20 protein-coding genes are annotated in these 20150 nt (G+C 64.0%); 15 read left to right on the plus strand and 5 right to left on the minus strand.

Annotated elements, in window-relative coordinates; genetic code table 11:
• The first annotated feature begins 36 nt into the window (after positions 1-36).
• Genes AC628_RS18315 through AC628_RS18325 form a run of 3 tightly spaced genes read left to right on the plus strand, consistent with a single transcriptional unit; the run spans position 37 to position 1748 of the window.
• Positions 37-651 (plus strand): glutathione S-transferase family protein, encoded by a 615-nt coding sequence (locus AC628_RS18315; protein ID WP_074128164.1) that lies wholly within the window; start codon positions 37-39, stop codon positions 649-651.
• Positions 652-676: 25 nt separating this feature from the next.
• Entirely contained in the window at positions 677-859 is a 183-nt protein-coding gene (locus AC628_RS18320) for a hypothetical protein (RefSeq protein WP_074128165.1), read from the plus strand.
• A 19-nt stretch (positions 860-878) separates the two neighbouring features.
• On the plus strand, positions 879-1748 hold the full coding sequence (locus AC628_RS18325; RefSeq protein WP_074128166.1) for an MBL fold metallo-hydrolase: 870 nt from the start codon (positions 879-881) through the stop codon (positions 1746-1748).
• Between the two features lie 208 nt (positions 1749-1956).
• On the opposite strand, the gene AC628_RS18330 is transcribed toward AC628_RS18325, so the two are convergent.
• Positions 1957-2499, minus strand: coding sequence for a methylated-DNA--[protein]-cysteine S-methyltransferase (locus AC628_RS18330; RefSeq protein WP_074128167.1), 543 nt, complete (start codon positions 2497-2499; stop codon positions 1957-1959).
• Positions 2500-2655: 156 nt separating this feature from the next.
• Here AC628_RS18330 and AC628_RS18335 point away from each other — a divergent pair, with 156 nt between their 5' ends.
• Positions 2656-3465 carry an alpha/beta fold hydrolase gene (locus AC628_RS18335; protein ID WP_074128168.1) on the plus strand — a complete coding sequence of 270 codons (810 nt, stop codon included), beginning with the start codon at positions 2656-2658 and terminating at the stop codon, positions 3463-3465.
• A 180-nt stretch (positions 3466-3645) separates the two neighbouring features.
• On the opposite strand, the gene AC628_RS18340 is transcribed toward AC628_RS18335, so the two are convergent.
• The gene (locus AC628_RS18340) at positions 3646-4101 is read right to left on the minus strand and encodes a carboxymuconolactone decarboxylase family protein (RefSeq protein ID WP_050425634.1); all 456 of its coding nucleotides are present in this window, start codon (positions 4099-4101) and stop codon (positions 3646-3648) included.
• Between the two features lie 110 nt (positions 4102-4211).
• On the opposite strand from AC628_RS18340, the gene AC628_RS18345 reads away from it, so the two are divergent.
• From AC628_RS18345 to AC628_RS18365, 5 genes are all read left to right on the plus strand, one after another.
• Positions 4212-5078: a sigma-70 family RNA polymerase sigma factor gene (locus AC628_RS18345; RefSeq protein ID WP_074128169.1), complete on the plus strand. Its 867-nt coding sequence runs from the start codon at positions 4212-4214 to the stop codon at positions 5076-5078.
• Between the two features lie 55 nt (positions 5079-5133).
• Positions 5134-6390, plus strand: coding sequence for a M20/M25/M40 family metallo-hydrolase (locus tag AC628_RS18350; RefSeq protein ID WP_074128170.1), 1257 nt, complete (start codon positions 5134-5136; stop codon positions 6388-6390).
• A 357-nt stretch (positions 6391-6747) separates the two neighbouring features.
• Positions 6748-7422: a GntR family transcriptional regulator gene (locus AC628_RS18355; protein WP_074128171.1), complete on the plus strand. Its 675-nt coding sequence runs from the start codon at positions 6748-6750 to the stop codon at positions 7420-7422.
• An 83-nt stretch (positions 7423-7505) separates the two neighbouring features.
• On the plus strand, positions 7506-8306 hold the full coding sequence (locus AC628_RS18360; protein ID WP_074128172.1) for a phytanoyl-CoA dioxygenase family protein: 801 nt from the start codon (positions 7506-7508) through the stop codon (positions 8304-8306).
• Between the two features lie 131 nt (positions 8307-8437).
• The gene (locus AC628_RS18365; RefSeq protein WP_074128173.1) at positions 8438-9745 is read left to right on the plus strand and encodes an NAD(P)H-dependent oxidoreductase; all 1308 of its coding nucleotides are present in this window, start codon (positions 8438-8440) and stop codon (positions 9743-9745) included.
• Between the two features lie 268 nt (positions 9746-10013).
• Here AC628_RS18365 and AC628_RS18370 read toward each other — a convergent pair whose 3' ends face one another.
• Positions 10014-11099 carry an NAD-dependent epimerase/dehydratase family protein gene (locus AC628_RS18370; protein ID WP_074128174.1) on the minus strand — a complete coding sequence of 362 codons (1086 nt, stop codon included), beginning with the start codon at positions 11097-11099 and terminating at the stop codon, positions 10014-10016.
• 307 nt (positions 11100-11406) lie between these two features.
• Here AC628_RS18370 and AC628_RS18375 point away from each other — a divergent pair, with 307 nt between their 5' ends.
• Entirely contained in the window at positions 11407-12495 is a 1089-nt protein-coding gene (locus AC628_RS18375; protein WP_074128175.1) for a TRAP transporter substrate-binding protein, read from the plus strand.
• A gap of 222 nt (positions 12496-12717) precedes the next feature.
• Here the strand turns inward: AC628_RS18375 and AC628_RS18380 are convergent, their stop codons facing one another.
• Complete coding sequence (locus AC628_RS18380) at positions 12718-13323, minus strand: hypothetical protein (protein WP_074128176.1); 606 nt, start codon at positions 13321-13323, stop codon at positions 12718-12720.
• Positions 13324-13644: 321 nt separating this feature from the next.
• Between AC628_RS18380 and AC628_RS18385 the strand changes: the two genes are divergently transcribed.
• On the plus strand, positions 13645-14043 hold the full coding sequence (locus AC628_RS18385; RefSeq protein WP_074128177.1) for a GFA family protein: 399 nt from the start codon (positions 13645-13647) through the stop codon (positions 14041-14043).
• A gap of 97 nt (positions 14044-14140) precedes the next feature.
• Here AC628_RS18385 and AC628_RS18390 read toward each other — a convergent pair whose 3' ends face one another.
• Positions 14141-14809, minus strand: a complete 669-nt coding sequence (locus tag AC628_RS18390; RefSeq protein WP_245321218.1) for a prepilin peptidase — start codon at positions 14807-14809, stop codon at positions 14141-14143.
• A gap of 67 nt (positions 14810-14876) precedes the next feature.
• Here AC628_RS18390 and AC628_RS18395 point away from each other — a divergent pair, with 67 nt between their 5' ends.
• The 4 genes from AC628_RS18395 (at position 14877) to AC628_RS18410 (ending at position 20141) form a co-directional block, all read left to right on the plus strand.
• On the plus strand, positions 14877-15662 hold the full coding sequence (locus tag AC628_RS18395) for an EfeM/EfeO family lipoprotein (RefSeq protein ID WP_074128178.1): 786 nt from the start codon (positions 14877-14879) through the stop codon (positions 15660-15662).
• Positions 15659-17035, plus strand: a complete 1377-nt coding sequence (locus AC628_RS18400; RefSeq protein WP_074128179.1) for a cytochrome c peroxidase — start codon at positions 15659-15661, stop codon at positions 17033-17035. Before AC628_RS18395 ends, AC628_RS18400 begins: the two co-directional genes overlap by 4 nt.
• A gap of 238 nt (positions 17036-17273) precedes the next feature.
• The gene (locus AC628_RS18405) at positions 17274-19322 is read left to right on the plus strand and encodes a phospholipase C (RefSeq protein ID WP_245321219.1); all 2049 of its coding nucleotides are present in this window, start codon (positions 17274-17276) and stop codon (positions 19320-19322) included.
• Positions 19323-19454: 132 nt separating this feature from the next.
• Positions 19455-20141: a hypothetical protein gene (locus tag AC628_RS18410; RefSeq protein ID WP_245321220.1), complete on the plus strand. Its 687-nt coding sequence runs from the start codon at positions 19455-19457 to the stop codon at positions 20139-20141.
• The last annotated feature ends 9 nt before the right edge of the window (positions 20142-20150 follow it).

Consider the following 20150-nt stretch of genomic DNA (forward strand, 5'->3'; position numbering starts at 1 on the left):
ACGCTCCAATGCGATAGCTCTACCGAGGAGCCTCCAATGAAACTCACCTTCTCTCCCGCCTCCCCGTTCGCCCGCAAGGTGCGCATCGCGGCGATCGAGCTCGGCCTGATCGATAAGATCGAGTTCGTGCCGGCGACCGTCGCGCCGGGCACGGTCAACGACGAATATTCCAAGATCACGCCGCTGAAGAAGCTGCCGGTGCTGATCCTCGATCATGGCGACGTCATTCTCGATTCCTACGTCATCGTCGAATATCTCAACGAGATCGGCGGCGGCCGGCTGATCCCGGGCTACGGCCCGCGGCGCTGGAAGCTGAAGACCGATCACTCGCTGCTCAACGGCATGCTCGATTCCATGCTGCTGTGCCGCTACGAGAAGATGGTGCGGCCGCAAGGCTCGCTGTGGCAGGCCTGGTACGACGATCACTGGAACAGGGCCTGGGCCGGCATGGCGCGGTTCGAGAACCGGCCCGACGTGCTGGACGGCTCGTCGTTCGACATCGCCCAGATCGGCCTCGTCTGTGTGCTTGGCTATGCCGACTTCCGCTTCGCCGATTGCGGCTGGCGCAAGGCCTATCCCAAGCTCGACGCCTTCTACCAGAAAATGCAGGAACGGCCGTCGGTGAAGGTCTCGGCGCCGCCTGCGGCGTAGCAAGGCAAGCGCGGGGAGAATGCCGATGTGCGAGCGCCTCCCCCGCCTCTCACTTCTCGGCGCGAGCCTTGCGCTCGCGCCGACGATTGCCGTTCTCGACCTTGTGATGATGACGACGGCAGCCCGGTACGGCCGGCCGAACGAAACCCTTGCGGCGATGGATATCCTCGCCAACATCATCATTCGCGCCGTGCGCGACGCGCACTGATCTTATCCAAGGAATCATCATGAGCCTGAAATTTGCCGCCGGCGATCTCACCATTCATCGTATCGTGGAGGAGGAAGGCAAGTTCCTGCCCGCGAACGACATGCTGCCCGGGCTGACACCGGAGCTGCTTGCGGAGAACCGCGCCTGGATGAAGGCGGCCGGGGCGCTCGACGACAGCGACACGCTGATCCTGGCGTTCCAGTCCTACATCGTGAAGACGCCGCACCACACCATCCTGATCGACAGCTGCATCGGCAATCACAAGCCGCGGCCGGGGCGGCCGAGCTGGAACATGAAGACCGACGACAGCTATCTGCGCGGCCTCGCGTCAGCCGGCTTCTCGGTCGGTGACATCGACTATGTGATGTGCACGCATCTGCATGTCGACCATGTCGGCTGGAATACGCGGCTCGAGAACGGCCGCTGGGTGCCGACCTTCCCGAACGCGCGCTACGTATTCGACAAGACCGAGTTCGACTACTGGACCGAGACCAATGCGAAGGCAGAAGTCCCGCCATTCGTCGACAGCGTGCTGCCCGTGGTGGAGGCCAAGCGGGCGGAGCTCGTCGGCAATGATTTCGCGATCGGCGATCACATGCGCATCCTGCCGACGCCCGGCCACACGCCGGGCCATCTCGCCTTCACCTTCGGCCGCGGCAAGGATGATGCGGTGTTCGCCGGCGATTTGATGCACTCGCCGATCCAGACGCTCTATCCGGAACTGTCGCCGAAGTTCGACGTCGACCCGGCGCAGGCCGCGAAGACGCGCCGCGGCTTCCTGGAGCGCTATTGCGACACCGACACGCTGTGCTGCCCCGCGCACTTCCCCTCGCCGTCGGTCGGCAAGATCAGGCGGAAGGGGAATGGGTTTGTGTGCGAGACGGTGTGAGGCGAGCTGAATTCGCGGCGAGCTCGCTGCCACCCTCCCCTGGAGGGGGAGGGTTGGCTCACAGCGAACGAAGTGAGATGTGAGGCGGGGTGGGGTGATCTCTCAACACGGGCAGCGCCCGATACGAGAGACCTTCACCCCACCTCGGTTCGCATGTCATGCGAACTGATCCTCCCCCTCCAGGGGAGGATAAGAAGAGTGAGCTTCCTCAATCGAACAAACTCGGCGTGTGGTTCACCACCGCGCCTTCGATCTGCAGCATCTTCAGCTTGGTGACCACGCCGCCATTGGCCGAGAAGCCGCCCGGCTTGTTGCCGGCCGCAAGCACCCGGTGACAGGGCACCACGATCGGGCACGGGTTGCGGCCCAGGGCCTGGCCGACGTCGCGCGACAGTTCGACGCCGCCGAGCTGCTTGGCGATGTCGCCATAGGTCATGGTCTTGCCGGGCGGAATCTTGCGCGCGATGTCGTAGACGCCGCGGTTGAACTCCGGCACGCCGTCGAGATCGAGCACGATGTCGGCGAGGTCGTTCGGCTTGCCGGCGAGCAGCTCGATCATGCCGTCGATCGCGTGCTGCACCTCAGCGGGCGGGGCCGCCTCGGTGACGTCGCCGTTGCGCTGAAAGATCCGCTTGCGGGTCTTCTCCTCGGTGCCCATCGGCAGCTGCACACCGGTGACGCCGTGCTCGCCCCAGACGACGCCGCAGGCGCCGATCATGGTCTCGAAAATCGCAAAATGCTGGCCGGTCATGGCTCGCTCCAGATGTTCCTTCGTATATTCACTCGGCTCATATTTTGAGCCTGCTGTTGATCTGAAATCTAGGCTTGGAGAATGTTGCTATCCACCCGAATTCCGTGGGAACTTCGGCCAAATCAACAACATCTCCTCCCCTCCGCGAGCCCTCAAATGCACAGCCTCCACGTCAACGGTTTCGACATGCCCTATCTCGATATCGGAGAGGGCCCGCCGCTGGTCTGCGTGCATGGCTCGCTGTGCGATTTTCGGATCTGGTCGGCGGTGCTCGGCCCGCTGACGCGCGACCATCGCGTGATCGCGGTCAGCCTGCGGCATTTCTTTCCGGCGCATTGGGACGGCGTTGGCGACACCTACTCGATCGCGCAGCATGTCGACGACGTCATCGCCTTCATCGAGGCGTTCGATACCAAACCGGTCGACCTGATGGGGCATTCCCGCGGCGGCCACATCTGCTTCCGCGCCGCGCAGCGGCGGCCGGACCTGCTACGCAAGCTGATCCTCGCCGAGCCCGGCGGTGAACTCGACGAGAGCCTTGATCCGGATTTCACGCCCGGCCCCTCGCCGCTGGCGGCACGCTTCGCGGCATGTGCGGCGGAAATCGCCAAGGGCGATATCGACGGCGGTTTGCAGATCTTCATGGACGCGCTCGAGGGACCCGGCGCCTGGAAGCGGATTCCTGCGACCTCCAAGCAGCTGTTGCGCGACAATGCGACCACGCTGATCGGCCAGACCCGCGACCAGCGGCCGCCCTTCTCGAAGGCCGATGCGGAGGCGATCAAGACGCCGACGCTGTTCATTGGTGGTGCGAACACCAAGGGCGTGCTGCCGAAGGTGCTGCACGCCCTCGCCGCCAATGTAAGGGGTTCGCGCACCGAGATGATCCCGGGCACCACGCATCCGATGTTCGAGCAGGCCCCGCAGCGCTACTGCGAGATCGTGCTGGAGTTTTTGGCAAGCTGAGGCGGTGCCCCCTCTCCCCTTGTGGGAGAGGGTGGCATGATGGCGCGCAGCGGCATCGTGCCGGGTGAGGGGTTTCTCTCCGCGGCGACAGACCCCTCACCCGGATCGCATCTGTCGATGCGATCCGACCTCTCCCGCAAGGGGAGAGGTGCAGTGAGCGAGCGGCGCGAGCGGAAGGCCTCACACCTTCCACGCACCGACCGGCTGGCGCACGGCGACATTCAGCCGATTCCAGACATTGATCGCCGCGATGCCAAGCACCAGCGACGCCAGCTGCTGCTCGTCGAAATGCTTCGCTGCCTCGTCCCACACCGCGTCCGTCACCGGGTCCTCGCGGTCGCTGAGCCGGGTCACCGCTTCCGTCAGCGCCAGCGCGGCCCGTTCGGCGTCGGTGAAATAGGGCGTGTCGCGCCAGGCACCGACCGCAAACAACCGCTCATCGGTCTCGCCGGCGCGCCGGGCGAGCTTCGGGTGCATGTCGACGCAGACGCTGCAGCCGTTGATCTGGCTGGCGCGCAGATGGACCAGTTCGAGCAGCTTTTCCGGCAGGGCCGGCTTGGTGCTCTCGCTGAGCGCCTGCAGCGCCTTCATGGCATCGGGAACAACCATCACCGGGTGGTTCATGCGGGCTTTCATCATATTACTCTCCTGATTTGCCTTTTGACGCCGCTGTGCCGATCTGCTGTCACATCGGCCTAGTTTCGTTCGTCATGGCCATGACGGAGCGGACCAAGGGAATGTGACCGATGGACGAGAAGAAATTTCTGGCCGAGCAGTTCGAGGCCAACCGGCCGCGCCTGCGGGCGGTGGCCTACCGCATGCTGGGCTCGACCGCAGAGGTCGACGACGCCGTGCAGGAGGCCTGGCTGCGGCTTGGCCGCACCGATGCCGCTGCAGTCGACAATCTCGGCGGCTGGCTGACCACGGTGATCGCGCGGATCTGCCTCGACATGCTGCGCTCGCGCAAATCGCGCCGCGAGGAGCCGATCGGTCCGCACGTGCCGGAGCCGATCGCGGACAATCCGTCCGAGCGCGAGACCGAGATGGCTGACTCCGTCGGCGCGGCGCTGCTGGTGGTGCTGGAGACGCTGGCGCCGGCCGAGCGGCTGGCGTTCGTATTGCACGACATGTTCGCGGTGCCGTTCGAGGAGATCGCGCCGATCGTCGGGCGCACACCGGCCGCCGCGCGGCAACTCGCCAGCCGCGCCAGACGCCGCGTGCAGGGCACGCCGCCCGCACCGGATCCCGATCTCAGCCGGCAGCGCGGCATCGTCGAGGCCTTCCTCGCGGCATCCCGCAACGGCGATTTCGAAGGGTTGCTCGCCGTGCTCGCGCCCGATGTCGTGGTCCGCGCCGATCAGGCGGCGCAGCGGCTCGGCTCGCTGCCGGTGATCCGCGGCGCCGCAGCGGTTGCCGAGAGCTTCAAGGGACGCGCGCAGGCGGCAAGGCCGGCGCTGGTGGACGGCGAGATCGGCGTCGCCGTCATCTTCGGTGGCAAGCTGCGGATCGTGCTGCGGGTCACGATTTCAGGCAACAGGATCGCGGCGATCGATGCGACCGCCGATGCCGCAGAGATCGAGACCTTCGATGTCGAGGTGCTCGATCACACCTGACGCGGCCAGGTCGCGATGCTAGGGTCCTTCCTGCGCTCATGCAGGGAGGACAATCATGAAACGATCCGTCAAATTGCTCGCGTCGGCCGGCGTGCTCTCGCTCGCCCTCGCCTCGTCCTCCGCCCTTGCCGCCGCGGATGAAAAGCTGCGCGCGGCCGCCGAGCAAGCCCAGCCTGCCGTGATCGAGAGCCTGCACGACATGGTGCTGATCGAGTCGGGCTCCAGCGATATCGAGGGCCTGAAGAAGATGGCCGACTACACCGAAGCGCGGTTGAAGGCGCTCGGCGCCAAGACCGAGCGGCGCAAGACCACGAAGGGCGCCGGCGCCGACATGGTGATCGGCACCTTTGACGGCACCGGCAGCAAGAAGCTGATGCTGATCGCGCATATGGACACCGTCTATGAGCACGGCATCCTCGACAGCCAGCCCTACAAGGTCGATGGCAACAGGATCTATGGACCCGGCATCGCCGACGACAAAGGCGGCATCGCCGTCATCCTGCATTCCCTGAAAATCCTGAACGACGCGGGCTGGCGCGACTACGCCAAGCTCACCGTATCGTTCAATCCGGATGAAGAGGTCGGCTCGATCGGCTCCGGCGAGACCATCGCCGAGCTCGCCGATCAGCACGACGTGGTGCTGTCCTGCGAGCCGACGGTTGCGCCGCCGGTCGCCAAGAACGAGAGCCTGCTGCTCGGCGCCAGCGGCACCGCGACCGGCACGCTGGACGTGAAGGGCAAGGCTTCGCATGCCGGCGCCGCGCCGCAGCTCGGCCGCAACGCGCTGATCGAGCTCGCGCATCAATTGCTGCAGACCCAGGACGTCGCGAAATCGATTCCGGGCACGCAGCTGAACTGGACCACCGCAAAGGCCGGCACCGTGCGCAACCAAATCCCCGATCACGCCTCTGCCGGCGCCGACATCCGCCTCACCATTCCGGACGGTGTGCAAAAGCTGCAGGCTGCGCTCGACGAGAAGGTGAAGGACAGACTGATCCCGGACACCGAAGTGAGCGTGAAGGTCGTCGCAGGCCGCCCGCCCTTCGTCGCTGACGATCGCGGCCGCGCGCTCGCCAAGCAGGGACAGGCGATCTATGCCGAGCTCGATCGCACGCTGGATATTGCGGAGATGACCGGCGGCGCCACCGACGCCGGCTACGCCGCGCGCAGCGGCAAGGCCATCGTGGTCGAGAGCTTCGGCCTCGCCGGCTGGGGCTATCACGCCCGCGACGAATACATCGACACCAACTCGATCGTGCCGCGGCTTTATCTGATGACGCGGCTACTGATGGAGTTGGGCAAGGCGAAGTAGCGGCGCGAAAGCGCGCAACGGCATCGCGTCGACACAGCAGCGCCAGGTCTTTCGCGCCGGCACCCGGGCCCCCTCTCCGCGGACCGTGCGGGGAGGCCCGTTGCCAAAATATCGAAAACAACCCCATGCAAAGGAGCCGGTGGCCGGCGTTAACCAGGCTACTTGACGCTTCGCTGAGCGGTTGTGGCTGGCTGATCGCCGGAACCGATGCGGACGGTGGACCTGTTCAGCTTTCAGAAAAACGACTACCTATCAATTGCTTAGCTCCATCACGAAATGGAGGCTTGACCGCTCCTACAACCGGCAGTAGCTTCTCTTTCGAATACAGAATTCCGTATTCCAAATTGGACAGTCGGCATGATCCCGTTGGACCCGCTTCCGAACCTCATCGACCAGGTCTACGGGCGCCTGCTCGAGGCGATCATCGACCGCACGCTGCTGCCCGGCCAGCGCATCACCCAGAACGAACTTGCGGAAAAGCTCGGCGTCTCGCGCCAGCCGATCTCGCACGCGCTGCATCTGTTGCATCGTCAGGGCCTCGTCGCGGAAAGCGGCAAGCGCGGCTTCGAGGTGACGCAGCTCGATCCGCAGCGCATCCGCGAGCTCTATGAAGTGCGCGGCGCCATCGACGCGCTGGCGGCGCGGCTTGCCGCGACGCGCGTGAAACAGGATGCCGCGGCGCGCACGCAGCTCGAATGCGCGCTCGACGCCGGACGCGCGATCGACGACAACGCGCCGCTGGCGCGCCTGATCGCGCTCGACGTCGACTTCCACAGCGCGATCTACCGGCTCGCCGGCAATTCCGCGATCGAGGAAATGATCGCGCCGCAATGGCCGCATATGCGCCGCTCAATGGCGACCGTACTCGCCGAACTCGATTATCGCGACAGCGCCTGGATCGAGCACGAGACCATAGGTGCGCATATTTTCTCCGGCAATGCGGATGCTGCCGAAGCTGCAGCGCTCGCGCATGCGCAGACGGCAGGACGGATGACGGAAGAGAAGCTGAGGGCAATCGACGTGGCGGCGTGAGCGACGGAGAACCTCGAGATTCCGGGTTCGATGCTGGCGCATCGCCCCGGAATGACAACAACAAACAACAGGAGGAAAGCACCATGAAACTGACCCAAGAGCAGGTCGAATTTTTCCATCGCGAAGGCTGGCTGTTCCTGCCCGAGCTGTTCAGCCAGGAAGAGGTCGACTTCCTCGCGCGCGAAGCCGTCTCGATCTATGACGCCAACCGCCCCGAGGTGTGGCGCGAGAAGAGCGGTGCGCCGCGCACCGCATTCGCCGCGCATCTCTATAACGAGGCGTTCGGTATCCTCGGCGCGCATCCGCGCATGATCGACCCGATCGAACAGCTGTTCGGTGAGAAGGTCTACATGCACCAGTTCAAGATCAACGCGAAGGCGGCCTTCACCGGCGACGTCTGGCAGTGGCACCAGGATTACGGCACCTGGAAGCGCGACGACGGCATGCCGGAGCCGCGCGCGATGAACATCGCGATCTTCCTCGACGAGGTGATGCCGATCAACGGCCCCTTGATGCTGGTGCCGCAGAGCCAGACCGCGGGCGATTTGAAGGCGTCGCACGATCTCGAAACCACGTCGTACCCGCTGTGGACGCTGGACGAAGAGACGGTGACCCGGCTCGTCAAGCAAGGCGGCATCGTCGCGCCGACCGGCAAGCCCGGCGGCATGCTGATGTTCCACGGCAACCTGGTGCACGGATCAAGCGGCAACATCACGCCCTATCCGCGCAAGATCGTCTATCTGACGCTGAACGCGGTCTCGAACTACATCCGTACCCCGACGCGGCCCGACTACATCGCGCACCGCGACTTCACGCCGATTCAGACCGTGGCCGACGACGCGCTGCTGCGCCTCGCCCGTGCGCCGCGGCAAGCGGCGGAGTAGCTTTCGAGCCGTCATTCCGGGGCGATGCGAAGCATCGAACCCGGAATCTCGAGGTTCCCCGATGCGCAGCTGCGCATCTGTGGTTCGCGCTTCGCGCGCCCCGGAACGACCCTGTTTGATTGGAAAAATTCATGAACCTGCATCACCTCCTCAAAACCCGCGCCGCCGCCGGCAAGCCGGTGCGCGTCGTCCTGATCGGCGCCGGCAAATTCGGCTCGATGTTCCTGTCGCAGGTGCCCCACACGCCGGGGCTCGAGGTGCCCGTAATCGTCGATCTCGACCGCGACCGCGCGCGCGAGGCATGCCGCACGGTCGGCTGGGATGACGCGCGGATCGGCGCGACCACCTTCACCGATGACGGCGCGCGGGCGATCGCCGGCGGCGCGTTCGATGTCGTGGTGGAAGCGACCGGCAATCCCGCGGTCGGCATCCGCCATGCCCGCGCGGCGATATCAGCCGGCAAGCATATCGTGATGGTCAATGTCGAGGCCGACGTGCTGGCGGGCCCGCTGCTCGCCGAGGAGGCGCGCAAGGCCGGCGTGGTCTATTCGCTCGCCTATGGCGATCAGCCGGCGCTGACCGCTGAATTGGTCGATTGGGCGCGCGCCACGGGCTTTCGCGTCGTCGCCGCCGGCAAGGGCACGAAATACCTGCCGGCCTATCACGATGTGACGCCCGAAGGCGTGTGGCAACATTACGGGCTCACCGCGGGCGAGGCGCAATCCGCCGGCATGAATCCGCAGATGTTCAACTCCTTCCTCGACGGCACCAAATCCGCGATCGAGATGGCGGCGATCGCCAACGCCTGCACGCTCGACGTGCCGTCGGAAGGCCTGCTGTTTCCGCCCTGCGGCGTCGACGATTTGCCGCATGTGATGCGGCCGCGCGAGGCGGGCGGCGTGCTGGAGAAATCCGGCATCGTCGAAGTGGTGTCGTCGCTCGAGCGCGACGGCCGTCCGGTGTTTCGCGATTTGCGCTGGGGCGTCTATGTGGTGCTGGAGGCGCCGAACGATTATGCCGCCGATTGCTTCAGGCAATACGGGCTCAAGACCGACGCATCCGGCCGCTATGCGGCGATGTACAAGCCGTATCATCTGATCGGGCTGGAGCTGAACATCTCGGTACTGTCAGCGGCGCTGCGCAACGAGCCGACCGGACAGCCGCGCGGCTTCCGCGGCGACGTCGCGGCGGTGGCGAAGCGCAATCTGCGCGCCGGCGAGATGCTCGACGGCGAAGGCGGCTACACGGTGTGGGGCAAGCTGATGCCAGCCTCCGCCAGCCTCGCCGCCGGTGCGCTGCCGATCGGGCTCGCGCATCGGGTCAAGCTGAAGAACGACGTCGCCCATGGCGCGGTCGTGCGCTGGAGCGACGTCGAGGTCGACGAAGCGAACGACACGATCAAGACGCGCAAGGCGATGGAGCAGGCGTTTTCGCGATAGCGTTTCCTGCCATTCGCTCGCCGAAGGAGAATGCTCTTCACCTCTCCCCGCTCTCTTTTGCGGGGAGAGGCGAAGGCCGCCTTTGGCGGCGGTTCTCAAGAACGCCGAAGCTCAGCTTCGGCTATGTCGCATCGCAGATGCGATCCGGGTGAGGGGCGAGGCACGTTGCTCGACAAGCAGCAAAGTGCTGGCCGGATGGAGGCCCCTCACCCCAACCCTCTCCCCGCAAGAGCGGGGCGAGGGAGTTGAGAGAGCGCCGCCCAGTCAGTCACGGCAGCAACCGGCTCGCTTTCGCCAGCTTGAACCACTTCCGGAACATCACCTCGGTATCCATCATCTCGGTGAATCCAGCCTGGTTGATCTTCACCGTCGACACGATCGACGGCGGACCGGATTCAGTCTGTCCGTAGCGCATGCTGTAGTCGGCATACTGGAACGACAGGCCGACGAACTCTTCCAGACCCGGCGCGATCAGATCGTGCTTCCTGCGCAGCTCGTCCCATAGCGGAATCCATTTCGGATACTCCTGCGCCAGCGACAACGGCACGTGCTTGCCCGGCGCCATCTCGAGTGCGTCTGCGACCGCCGGCCAGACATTCTCCCAGGTGAAGACGTCGCCATTGGTGACGTTGAAGGCTTCGTTGCGCGCGCTTTTGGCATCGCCCGACCAGGCGATCGCGCGCGCCAACAGATCGACGTCGACCGCCTGCGCGACGCGCGGCGCGCCGCCGGGATAATCCAGCGGCCGGCCCTGCGCGCGCAGCACCGCCGCATAGACGCCGAGCGGCGGAATCAAATCCATCGCCCCGCCCATGGCTTCACCGATGATCAGCACCGGACGCAGGATGCTCCAGTGCCAGCTCTTGCCGCGCTGCAACTCGCGCAGGAAGTTCTCCTGCGCCCAATAGAAGTTCGGCTGCTCGTACATTTCCGAGCGGCCTTCGCGCGCCGGCACCGTGAGCGGCCGGACATGCACGCCATAGGCCTTGGTGCCCTGCAGCAGCGCGACATGCTTGAGGCCCGGCGCGATCGGTTCGAGCACGCCCATCAAATTGCGCAGCATCCGGTCGTTGGTTTCGATCTGGCCGGGATCGCGCCAGCCATCGACCAGGCTCGGCGCCTCATAGAGCGCGGCATAGATCCGATGGGTTGCACCGCCGAGCTCGGCCGCAGCGCGGCGGCAATCCTCGGCACTGGTCAGGTCGATTCGCACATGCTGCGCGCCGTAGAGATCGCGCGGCCTGCGGCGCGACAGTGCAATCCGCTCGCAATCGTCGGATGCGCCGAAGTGTCGCAAGGCGGCGTTGCCGACGAGGCCGGTCGCGCCGGCAACCACGACTTTCTTGTTGGCCATGTCCTTGAACTCCCATCGACTCGCTGCCTGCGTAGCAGATCGCGGCAGGCCCCGCAGCCCGTCGCGCGGGTATCGGATGAGACCCACAGCGACGATCTTCCTTCGCAGCTGCAACCAAGGCCGGCGCTTGATTTCCTCGGGCAAACCATCATCCTGACCGCCGGAACCGGAAGCCCGGATTTCCCGCACAAGAGCCCGTCGAGGGCCATCGAACACACTCATCACAGCAACGTCGATCGATCGGCGAAGAAAGACGGCATCAAGATCGTTCCCCTTGTCGACGCATCGGCACACAGGAGGGCTACGCATGAAGCGTCGTGATTTCTTGAAGGCAGGCGGCGTTGGGCTCGCCACGACGGCGGTCACTGCACCCGCGGTCGCGCAATCGATGCCCGAGGTCAGGTGGCGGCTCGCGGCAAGCTGGCCGAAGGCACTCGATACGCTCTATGGCGGCTGCGAATTCTTCTGCAAGCGCGTCGCCGAAATCACCGACAACCGATTCCAGATCCAGTCGTTCGCTGCCGGCGAGATCGTGCCCGGCCTGCAGGTGCTCGACGCCGTCTCCAACGGCACGGTCGAGATGGGCAACACCGCGCTGTATTATTACTGGGGCAAGAATCCCGCCTTCACCTTCGGCACGTCGCTGCCATTCGGCCTCAACACGCGCCAGCATATTTCCTGGCTGCAATGGGGCGGCGGCAGCGAGCTGATCAACAATTTGCTTGGGGAATACAACTGCGTCGGCATTCCGACCGGCTCGACCGGCGCCCAGATGGGCGGCTGGTTCCGGAAGGAGATCAAATCGATGGCGGATTTGCAGGGACTGAAATTCCGCGTCGGCGGCTTCGCCGGCACCATCATCGCCAAGGTCGGCGGCGTGCCGCAGCAGATCGCCGGCGGCGACATCTATCCCGCGCTGGAGAAAGGCACCATCGACGCTGCCGAATGGGTCGGGCCGTATGACGACGAGAAGCTCGGCTTCGTCAAGGTCGCGAAGTTCTACTATTACCCCGGCTGGTGGGAAGGAACCGGCCAGGGCCACAATGTGATGAACAAGGACAAGTGGAACGCGCTGCCGAAGCATTATCAGGCCGCGATCCAGGCCGCGTCCGAAGACACCTTCACCTGGGTCACCGGCAAATATGATGCGGTCAATCCACCGGCGCTGAAACGCCTGATCGTGGCCGGCGCGCAGCTGCGGCCGTTCCCGCAGGAAGTGCTGGAAGCCTGCTACAACGCGGCCAACGAGATCTACGCCGATCTCGCCAAGAGCAATCCGCATTTCGGCAAGATGTATGCGAGCCTGTCCGGCTATCGCAACGAATCGCTGGCCTGGATGCAGGTCGCCGAGCTGTCGTTCGACAGCTTCATGATGCGGATGCGCACGCGCACCTGAGATACCGTCGGTCTGCCACCTCGTCATTGCGAGGAGCGATAGCGACGAAGCAATCCATCTCGGTACTTGCCGCGCGATGGATTGCTTCGCTTCGCTCGCAATGACGGGCAGCCGATAGGTTCACAGCCAGGAGCCGCAAACGAAGTCGAGGCCTGACGCAAAAGAGCCCCGGAGAATTTTCTCCGGGGCTCATTTTGATCCAGGTCTGATTCGGCTGGCGGCTCAGTTGTCGTCGCTGCCGCCGAACTCTTCCATCAGCTTGTCGTAGCTTTTGGTGACGAGATCGATGTTGCCCTTGTTCTCGACCGCGGGCGGCGGCGATTTCAGGGCTTCGTTGAGATCGGCAAGCGCGTCCTTCTTGTCCTTGGCCGACATCTTCTTGTCGGCCTGGACCTGGGCGATCTGCGCCTTCAGCACCGCCTCGGGGCCGACATATTTCTTGGTCTGCGGATCGAAGCCGCCGAGCACCAGCGAAATGTTGTCGACCACGCTGTTGTACTCGTCATAGCTGGCGAAGCCGTTCTTCTTGGCGATGCCCTCGAGCTGGGCAACGATCTTCGGATCCGGCTTGGCATCCTGGGAAAGCTTTGCGGTGATCGGGTCCATTTCCTTCGCCGCGGCGATCGCGCCGTCGACCTGCTTGTCGGTCAACGCGATCTGCTTGATCGGCGGGGCCTGATCCTGCGCTGGAGCTGCGGCCTGCGCGGGTGCCGGCGCCATCTGCTGCTTGGCCTGCGCGAACGCGCCGCTGTTCGACGCCGCGGTCATGGCGATCGCAAGACATGCGACGCCGAGCGCAGCAGTTACGGGACGGACGATCTCACGCATGGAAGTCTCCTTGTTGGGGCAGGTTTGTTGCCGAGCTTCTTGGGTGGAATGGGTACGGAAATCGAAATGAACGGCCCATGAACTTTCGTCGTAGACGATGACGGCCAATCGTGGCCGAATAATCACAAATCGTTCAAGGACTGTTGATCGCAACGCGTGCCGAGGAACAGCCGTTTGAGACTCACGCGCGGAAGCAACGTCGAACCGTTGCGCGTTGGGAGGCAGATCCCGCGAAAAATATTGCCCCGCGTGCAATGCGATCGTTGCGACGCGCCGCCCGGCCCGCACAATGCTCGCACGGCAAGCGAAGGGAACAGCAACATGGCCTGCTATCAGGGGTCCTGTCATTGCGGCGCGGTGACGTTCCGGATCGATGCTGCGATCGATGAGCTGACGACGTGCGACTGCTCGCTTTGCCGGCGCAAGAATGCGCTCATGACCAAGGTCCATGAAGACGAGCTCACGATTCTCAGCGGCGAGGATCTGCTATCGGCGTATGTCTGGAACACCGGTCGCGCGAAGCACTTCTTCTGCTCACGCTGCGGCGTCTATACGTTTCATCGCAAGCGCGCCGCGCCCGACCATTTCGGCGTCAACGTATTCTGCCTCGAGAATTTCGACGTCGGCGCGTTCCGCCTTCGCGCCACCGACGGCGCGGGAATGTCGGTGATCGACATCGCGGCGCGGCCCGAATGGCCGGGTCCGCGAACGCCGCGCTAAAGCGCGATGAGATGAGCTTGAATCGTCATCGCGCTTTAGATTCTTGTTTTCGCATGATCTTTTCGGAAAACCGCTTCACACTTTTCCGGATCATGCTCTAGTTCAGCGCAAGCCAGTTCTGAAGTGCCGGCGTCAGGAGAAGCCCGAGCGCAAGAAACGGGCCGAACGGAATCGACGTTTGCCGCTTCATCTCACGTCCCGCGAGTTGCAGGCCGCCGGCCACACCAAGTGCCGCGAGCGCCGCGATCAGCAGCAGGGTCGGAATCCCCGACGCGCCGACCCAGATCGCCGCTGCTGCAAGAAACTTGACGTCGCCAAGTCCCAACCCGTCCACGTGCCGTAGCGCATAGTAAAGGCGCTGCAACAGCCAAAACACGATGCCGACGAGGGCGGCGATCGCCATCGCACTGAAGGCGGCTGTTGCACTCTCAGTGACGACGACGTTTGCAAGCCCGAGCGCTGCGATCGCAAGATTCAACCAGTTTGGAATGATGCCGTGGCGAAGGTCGATCACCGCAACGCTGCAGCAGAGCACGCAAAGCGCGCCGTAAGATGCAACGAAATAAAGAGCTTCGTGATCGATCTGCATGGTGACGGGACAAGTGTGACGCGAGAACACAGTGTGTTGCAACAACTCGCGCGCGTTGAACAGTGCATTTTCATCGATCGGCAAGCCGTATGATGTGTTTGCGGGATTGTGATCGTCATCGCCGATGACGAAACAGAAAAGATGCGACAAAAAGTCTGCGCTGTCACAAATCCGCATAGGATACCGACAATAGTTCGCTCCGCTACGTGCCGCGAGCCCTTCGCGGCAGATGAGTGGGTTGACTATGTACAAGATGCGAGTGGCGGCGTGCCTGGCTTTGCTGGCGGCGTCGGCAGGCGTGCGCGCCGCGAATGCGGGCGCTCTCGAGGACGGTGCCGAGCGTTATCGGCCCTACCTGATCGAGGGCGTTGGCAGCGCGCTGGCGGGCGCGCGTGCGTTGCGTGAACGCGCCGCTGCCGCGGATTTGCCCGGTGCGAAGAAAGCCTGGTTGTCGGCGCGCGCCGGCTGGGAGCGCTCGGAAGTGTTTACCGCGGGCTTCGTACCCGAGCTCGATGCGCAGATCGACGCCTGGCCGAACGCGGACAGCGGCTTTCATGCCATCGAGGCAAAATTGTTCGGCGCTGCCAGCACCGATGTTGCCGCCGATGCGACCGGCCTCGTCGAGCATCTGAATGATCTTCACGGCAAGCTCAAGGACATCAAGCTGACGCCGCAGGGGCTGCTGGATGGCACGGTGCGGCTCGCCTACGAAGTCGGCGAGAGCAAGGCCGATGGCGGCGAGTCGCGCATCAGCGGCACCTCGCTGGACGACATGCGCAACAATATCGCCGGCATCGACTTCGCTTATCACACGATTTTCTCCGCCGCGCTCAACACGGTGGACGGCAAGCTCGACGAGATGGTGACGAACCGCATCGAGCAGCTGCAGGCGATCGTCGCCACGCCCGACCTGCCTCACGTCAATATCGCCGACCTGCGCCGGACCAGCGAAGAGCTGGTCGTCGCGTTGCAGAGCGCCTCGGCAAAGCTCGGGCTGCAGCGCCCGACCCTGGAGGCGCAGGCGCGATGACCTCGCTTCGCCTTCGTCTGGCCGCGCTGCTCGCCGGTGTGATCACCGTTGCGCCGTACGGGCATGCGGTGGCGTTTCCGGTCGATGGCGACAAGACCGTGCTGCCGGTCGCGACCGAGCTGAACGAGGATGCGCTCGACAAGCCGCGCGAGGTGTTCCAGTCGGAGCGGACCGGAGCCAAGTCGTATCTGGTCAATCTCGGCGATCTCGCCTTCAATTCGCCGGGGCTGCTCGGCGAGGTGGCGCGGCAGGCCGGCGTGAGCTGCGGCACCTGCCACGTCAACGGCGCCAACAACGCAAAATTCTTCATGCCGAAGATGTCGAGCCGGCCCGGCACGTTCGACACCACCGGTCCGCTGTTCAATCCGAAGGCCAACAATCTGGCGTTCGATCCGGTGCGAATTCCGAGCCTGCGCGGCGCGCGCTACCTTGCGCCCTACGGCGCCGACGGCCGGTTTGCCTCGCTGCGCGACTTCGTCCACAACGTCATCACCAATGAGTTCGCAGGACCGGAGCCGCCGCCGGCAACGCTCGATGCGATCGTTGCCTATCTTCACGACATCGACTTCCTGCCAAATCCGAGCCTCGGTCCCGCCGGGCGGCTGGCCGGCAAGATCACCGACGCGGAGCGCCGCGGCGAAGCGCTGTTCGCAAAACCGTTCCCGCACGACCCTGCGCTGAGCTGCGCGGGGTGCCACGTTCCGTCGTCCGGCTTTGTCGATCACCAGCAGCACGATGTCGGTTCGGGCGGATTGTTCAAGACGCCGACGCTGCGCAATGCCGACTTCAACGCGCCGTACTTCCACGATGGCCGGTTCGATAATTACAACCAGGTGGTCGACTATTTCGACCGGACCTTTCAGCTCGAGCTCTCGGCGCAGGACAAGGGCGACCTCGTCGCCTACCTCACGGCCGTCGGCGATGGCGTGCAGCCTTATGAACGCGACGGCGCCGGTGCGACGCTGAAGGAGATCAACGATTTTTCGACGGTGCTTGCGACCGCGATTCCTGCCGGCGACAAGGACATTGTCGCGCTCGCGGTCGATACGATCGGCCGCGAGCTGCGCGAATTGACCGAGCAATATCCCGATCGCAAGAACACCAGCGTGTCGGGCGGCGAGCAGCAGCGCGTGCTTGCGCGCAATGGGCTCAAGGAGCTCGTGCTGACGCTGCGGCGGATCGAGATCGCCGTTGCAGCGGGGCGCAATGCGGACGCTGCAACCGAGTTCAGGAATTATCGCAACCTGATGGCTGCTGCCGTGCCTGCGCTATTGGCCAGCGCCGAGCCGTGGTCGCTGTTCAATCAAGGCGTGCATGACCGGCATTACGCCGCACTTCGCGAGGTGATGCGATCCAGGCACGTTTCGCATTGATTGACTTGTATTGTCGTGTAGTCGCGCAACGCGCCGTTGCGTGGATTGCTTCGTCAATTTTCGATCTTCAGTTGAAGAGTCGAATCGTGGAGACGCATCGCGCGACGGCAGATGTCTTCACAGAAAATCTTTGAACGTTTCGAAATTTCTCGCGCGCTTTCACGTAAGCGAAAAGCATGCGTCATACTGTCGCACTAAGCAGGGCGCGTTGCTAACCGCAAACACCCTGAGGTCGACAATGAGTTTGAATTACAAAAAGCACTGGCGAACCAGCACCGCGCTCTGCATCGCGTCATCGGTGCTCGTCGCAACAGCCGCATATGCCGCTCACTATCCGGGCGGTCGCAGTGATTGGGACAAGCGTTCGCATCACAATCACCAGGCGCACGAAGAGGGCGATCGTGCGAAGCATGATCATGGTGACAAGGATCACGACAAGGGCAAGACGGCGTCGCCGATCAAGCACGTCATCATTCTGATCGGCGAGAACCGCGGTCTCGACCACACCTTCGGTATCTACAAGCCGAAGGGCAAGGGGCAGACCATCTCCAACCTGTTGTCGAAGGGCATCGTCAACGAGGACGGGACGCCGGGACCGAACTTCGCGCAGGCGCAGCAGGCTTCGGTCGCTGGCCAGCCGTTGTACTATATCGGTGCGCCTGCGATCTCGAAGTCGCCCTACAACGCGACCAATCTGATGCCGCAGCCGAACACCAACGGCACGCCGACCGCGCAGAGCGACACCGCGCCCCCGTTCAAGACGATCACTGAGGCCAACGTCGAGACGGACATGGATCCGGCCGATCTCGACATCCTCACCACCGGCTTCAGCGGCCTGCCCACCGGTGTGCTGGATACCCGCGTTCCCGGCGCCGGCGGTCTGAACGGACCGTTCCCGCTGCAGGGCGAGCAGATCAGCGACGACGATTACACCGGCGACTCGACCCATCGCTTCTATCAGGATTGGCAGCAGGAAGACTGCAGCGCCGCCAACGCCACCAAGAAGAACAATTCGGGCTGCCTGAACGACCTGTTCCCGTTCGTGATGGCGACCTATTCGTCGTCGAACAAGAGCATGGCCAACTCGATGGGCTTCTACAACGCCCAGCAGGGTCAGGCCCCGGTCCTGAAGATGCTCGCCGATCGCTTCACCCTGAGCGACAATTTCCACCAGTCGTTCCACGGCGGCACGGGCGCGAACCATTTCATGCTCGGCACCGGCGACGCGGCGTTCTGGAGCGACGGCAAGGGTAACCCGGTGACGCCGCCGGCGAACCTGATCGCCAACCCGAACCCGGCCACGGGTTCGGTCAACCGCTACACCGTCGACGGCAACTGGAGCAACTGCTCGGACGTGTTCCAGCCCGGCGTGAAGCCGATCGTCACCTATCTCAACAATCTGCCGTACGCGGCGGAGCCGAACTGCAAGCCCAACCACTACTACATGCTCAACAACGTCAATCCGGGCTATCTGCCGAACGGCGCGCTGTCGGGCGGCAACAACGTTCCGCCGTCGTCGGTTCGCACGATCGGCGATGCGCTGATGGAGAAGAACATCTCCTGGGCGTTCTATGGTGGCGCGTTCAACGACGCCGTGGCGCTCGCCAATGCCGCGGTTGCCGCCAATCCGTCGAACCCCAGCCTCAGCGCGGCTGCGCTCGCCGATCCGGCGCACGCTCTCGGCGTTGCCTACTGCCAGATCTGCAATCCGTTCCAGTATGCGACCTCGATCATGGCCAACCCGGCCGTGCGTCAGGCTCACATGAAGGACACTGCCGATCTGATCACGGCGATCCAGAACAACACGCTGCCTGCGGTGTCGTTCGGCAAGCCGGACGGTCTGCTCGACGGTCACCCGCAGAGCTCGAAGGTTGACCTGTTCGAGGCCTATGTCCTGAACGTGCTCAATGCGCTGGAGAACAATCCGGAGCTGAAGGCTGACACCGCGGTCTTCATCACCTGGGACGAGGCCGGCGGCTACTGGGACTCCGGTTACCAGCAGTCGATCGACTTCTTCGGCGACGGACCGCGCATTCCGACCCTGATCCTCTCGCCCTATTCGACGGGCGGCAAGGTCAACCATAACTACGCCGACCACGTTTCGCTGCTGAAGTTCATCGAGCGCAACTGGGGCCTCCAGCCGCTGACGAACCGCAGCCGCGACAACCTGCCGAACCCGAGCTACTCGAAGAACAACGAGTACGTCCCGACCAACAGCCCGGCGCTGTCTGACCTGTTCGACGCGTTCGACTTCAGCAAGCCGGTCAATTTGTCCTACACCGAGTGATCGAGCTCTCGTCCAGGACGAGGTCTTGAATCCATCCAAGAATCCATCCAAGGCCGGCGCCGATCGAACCTTTGGTTCGGTCGGCGCCGTCATGTTCTGCCTGCCGATCAGTGAACGACCCGGGGATATGCGATGACGCGCGACGAGAAGACGTGCAAGGGACGCAGGCGCGGGGCGGCCTGCCTGTTCGCCGTCGCCATCCTGGCCGCAGCGCCGATAGAGGCCACGGCGCAGCAATTCTCCGCCGACCTCGTCGCGCGGAAGGACGATACGGCAACGGTCATGGGAACGCTGCGGGTCTCGGGCGGAAAAGCGCGCATCGAGACCACCGCGCTGCCCGACGGCTTCTTCCTGCTCGATGCGGCCAGACCCGCCGCCTATTTCGTCCGGCCGGCTGCACACGTCTACATGAATGCGATGCAATCGAGCCCGCTCACGCAGCTGTTCGTGCCCGTCGATCCCGACGATCCGTGCCGGCAATGGCAGGCGATGGCGCAGCTATCCGCGCCGGTCGATCTTTCGACCTGGCACTGCCAGCATGATGGACAGGAAGCAATCGCGGGACGCAGCACCGAAATCTATCGAATCGCCGGACCGTCCGGTTTGAGCTTTACCGGCTGGATCGAACGCGCGCGCAGCTTTCCGGTGCAGATCAAGACCGTGGACGGGACGGTGATATCAGCCGATCACATCCGGGACGAGCCGCAGCCGGCGCAAAGCTTCGAAATCCCCGCAGGTCTGCGCAAGTTCGATCCGCAAGCGCTGATCCGCCGGATCCAGCAGAGCGACGTATGGGTCGAGCCGCCGACCTCGCAGTGATGGGCCGCG

The sequence above is a fragment of the Bradyrhizobium sp. NAS96.2 genome (assembly GCF_001908235.1).
Classification (GTDB): Bacteria; Pseudomonadota; Alphaproteobacteria; order Rhizobiales; family Xanthobacteraceae; genus Bradyrhizobium.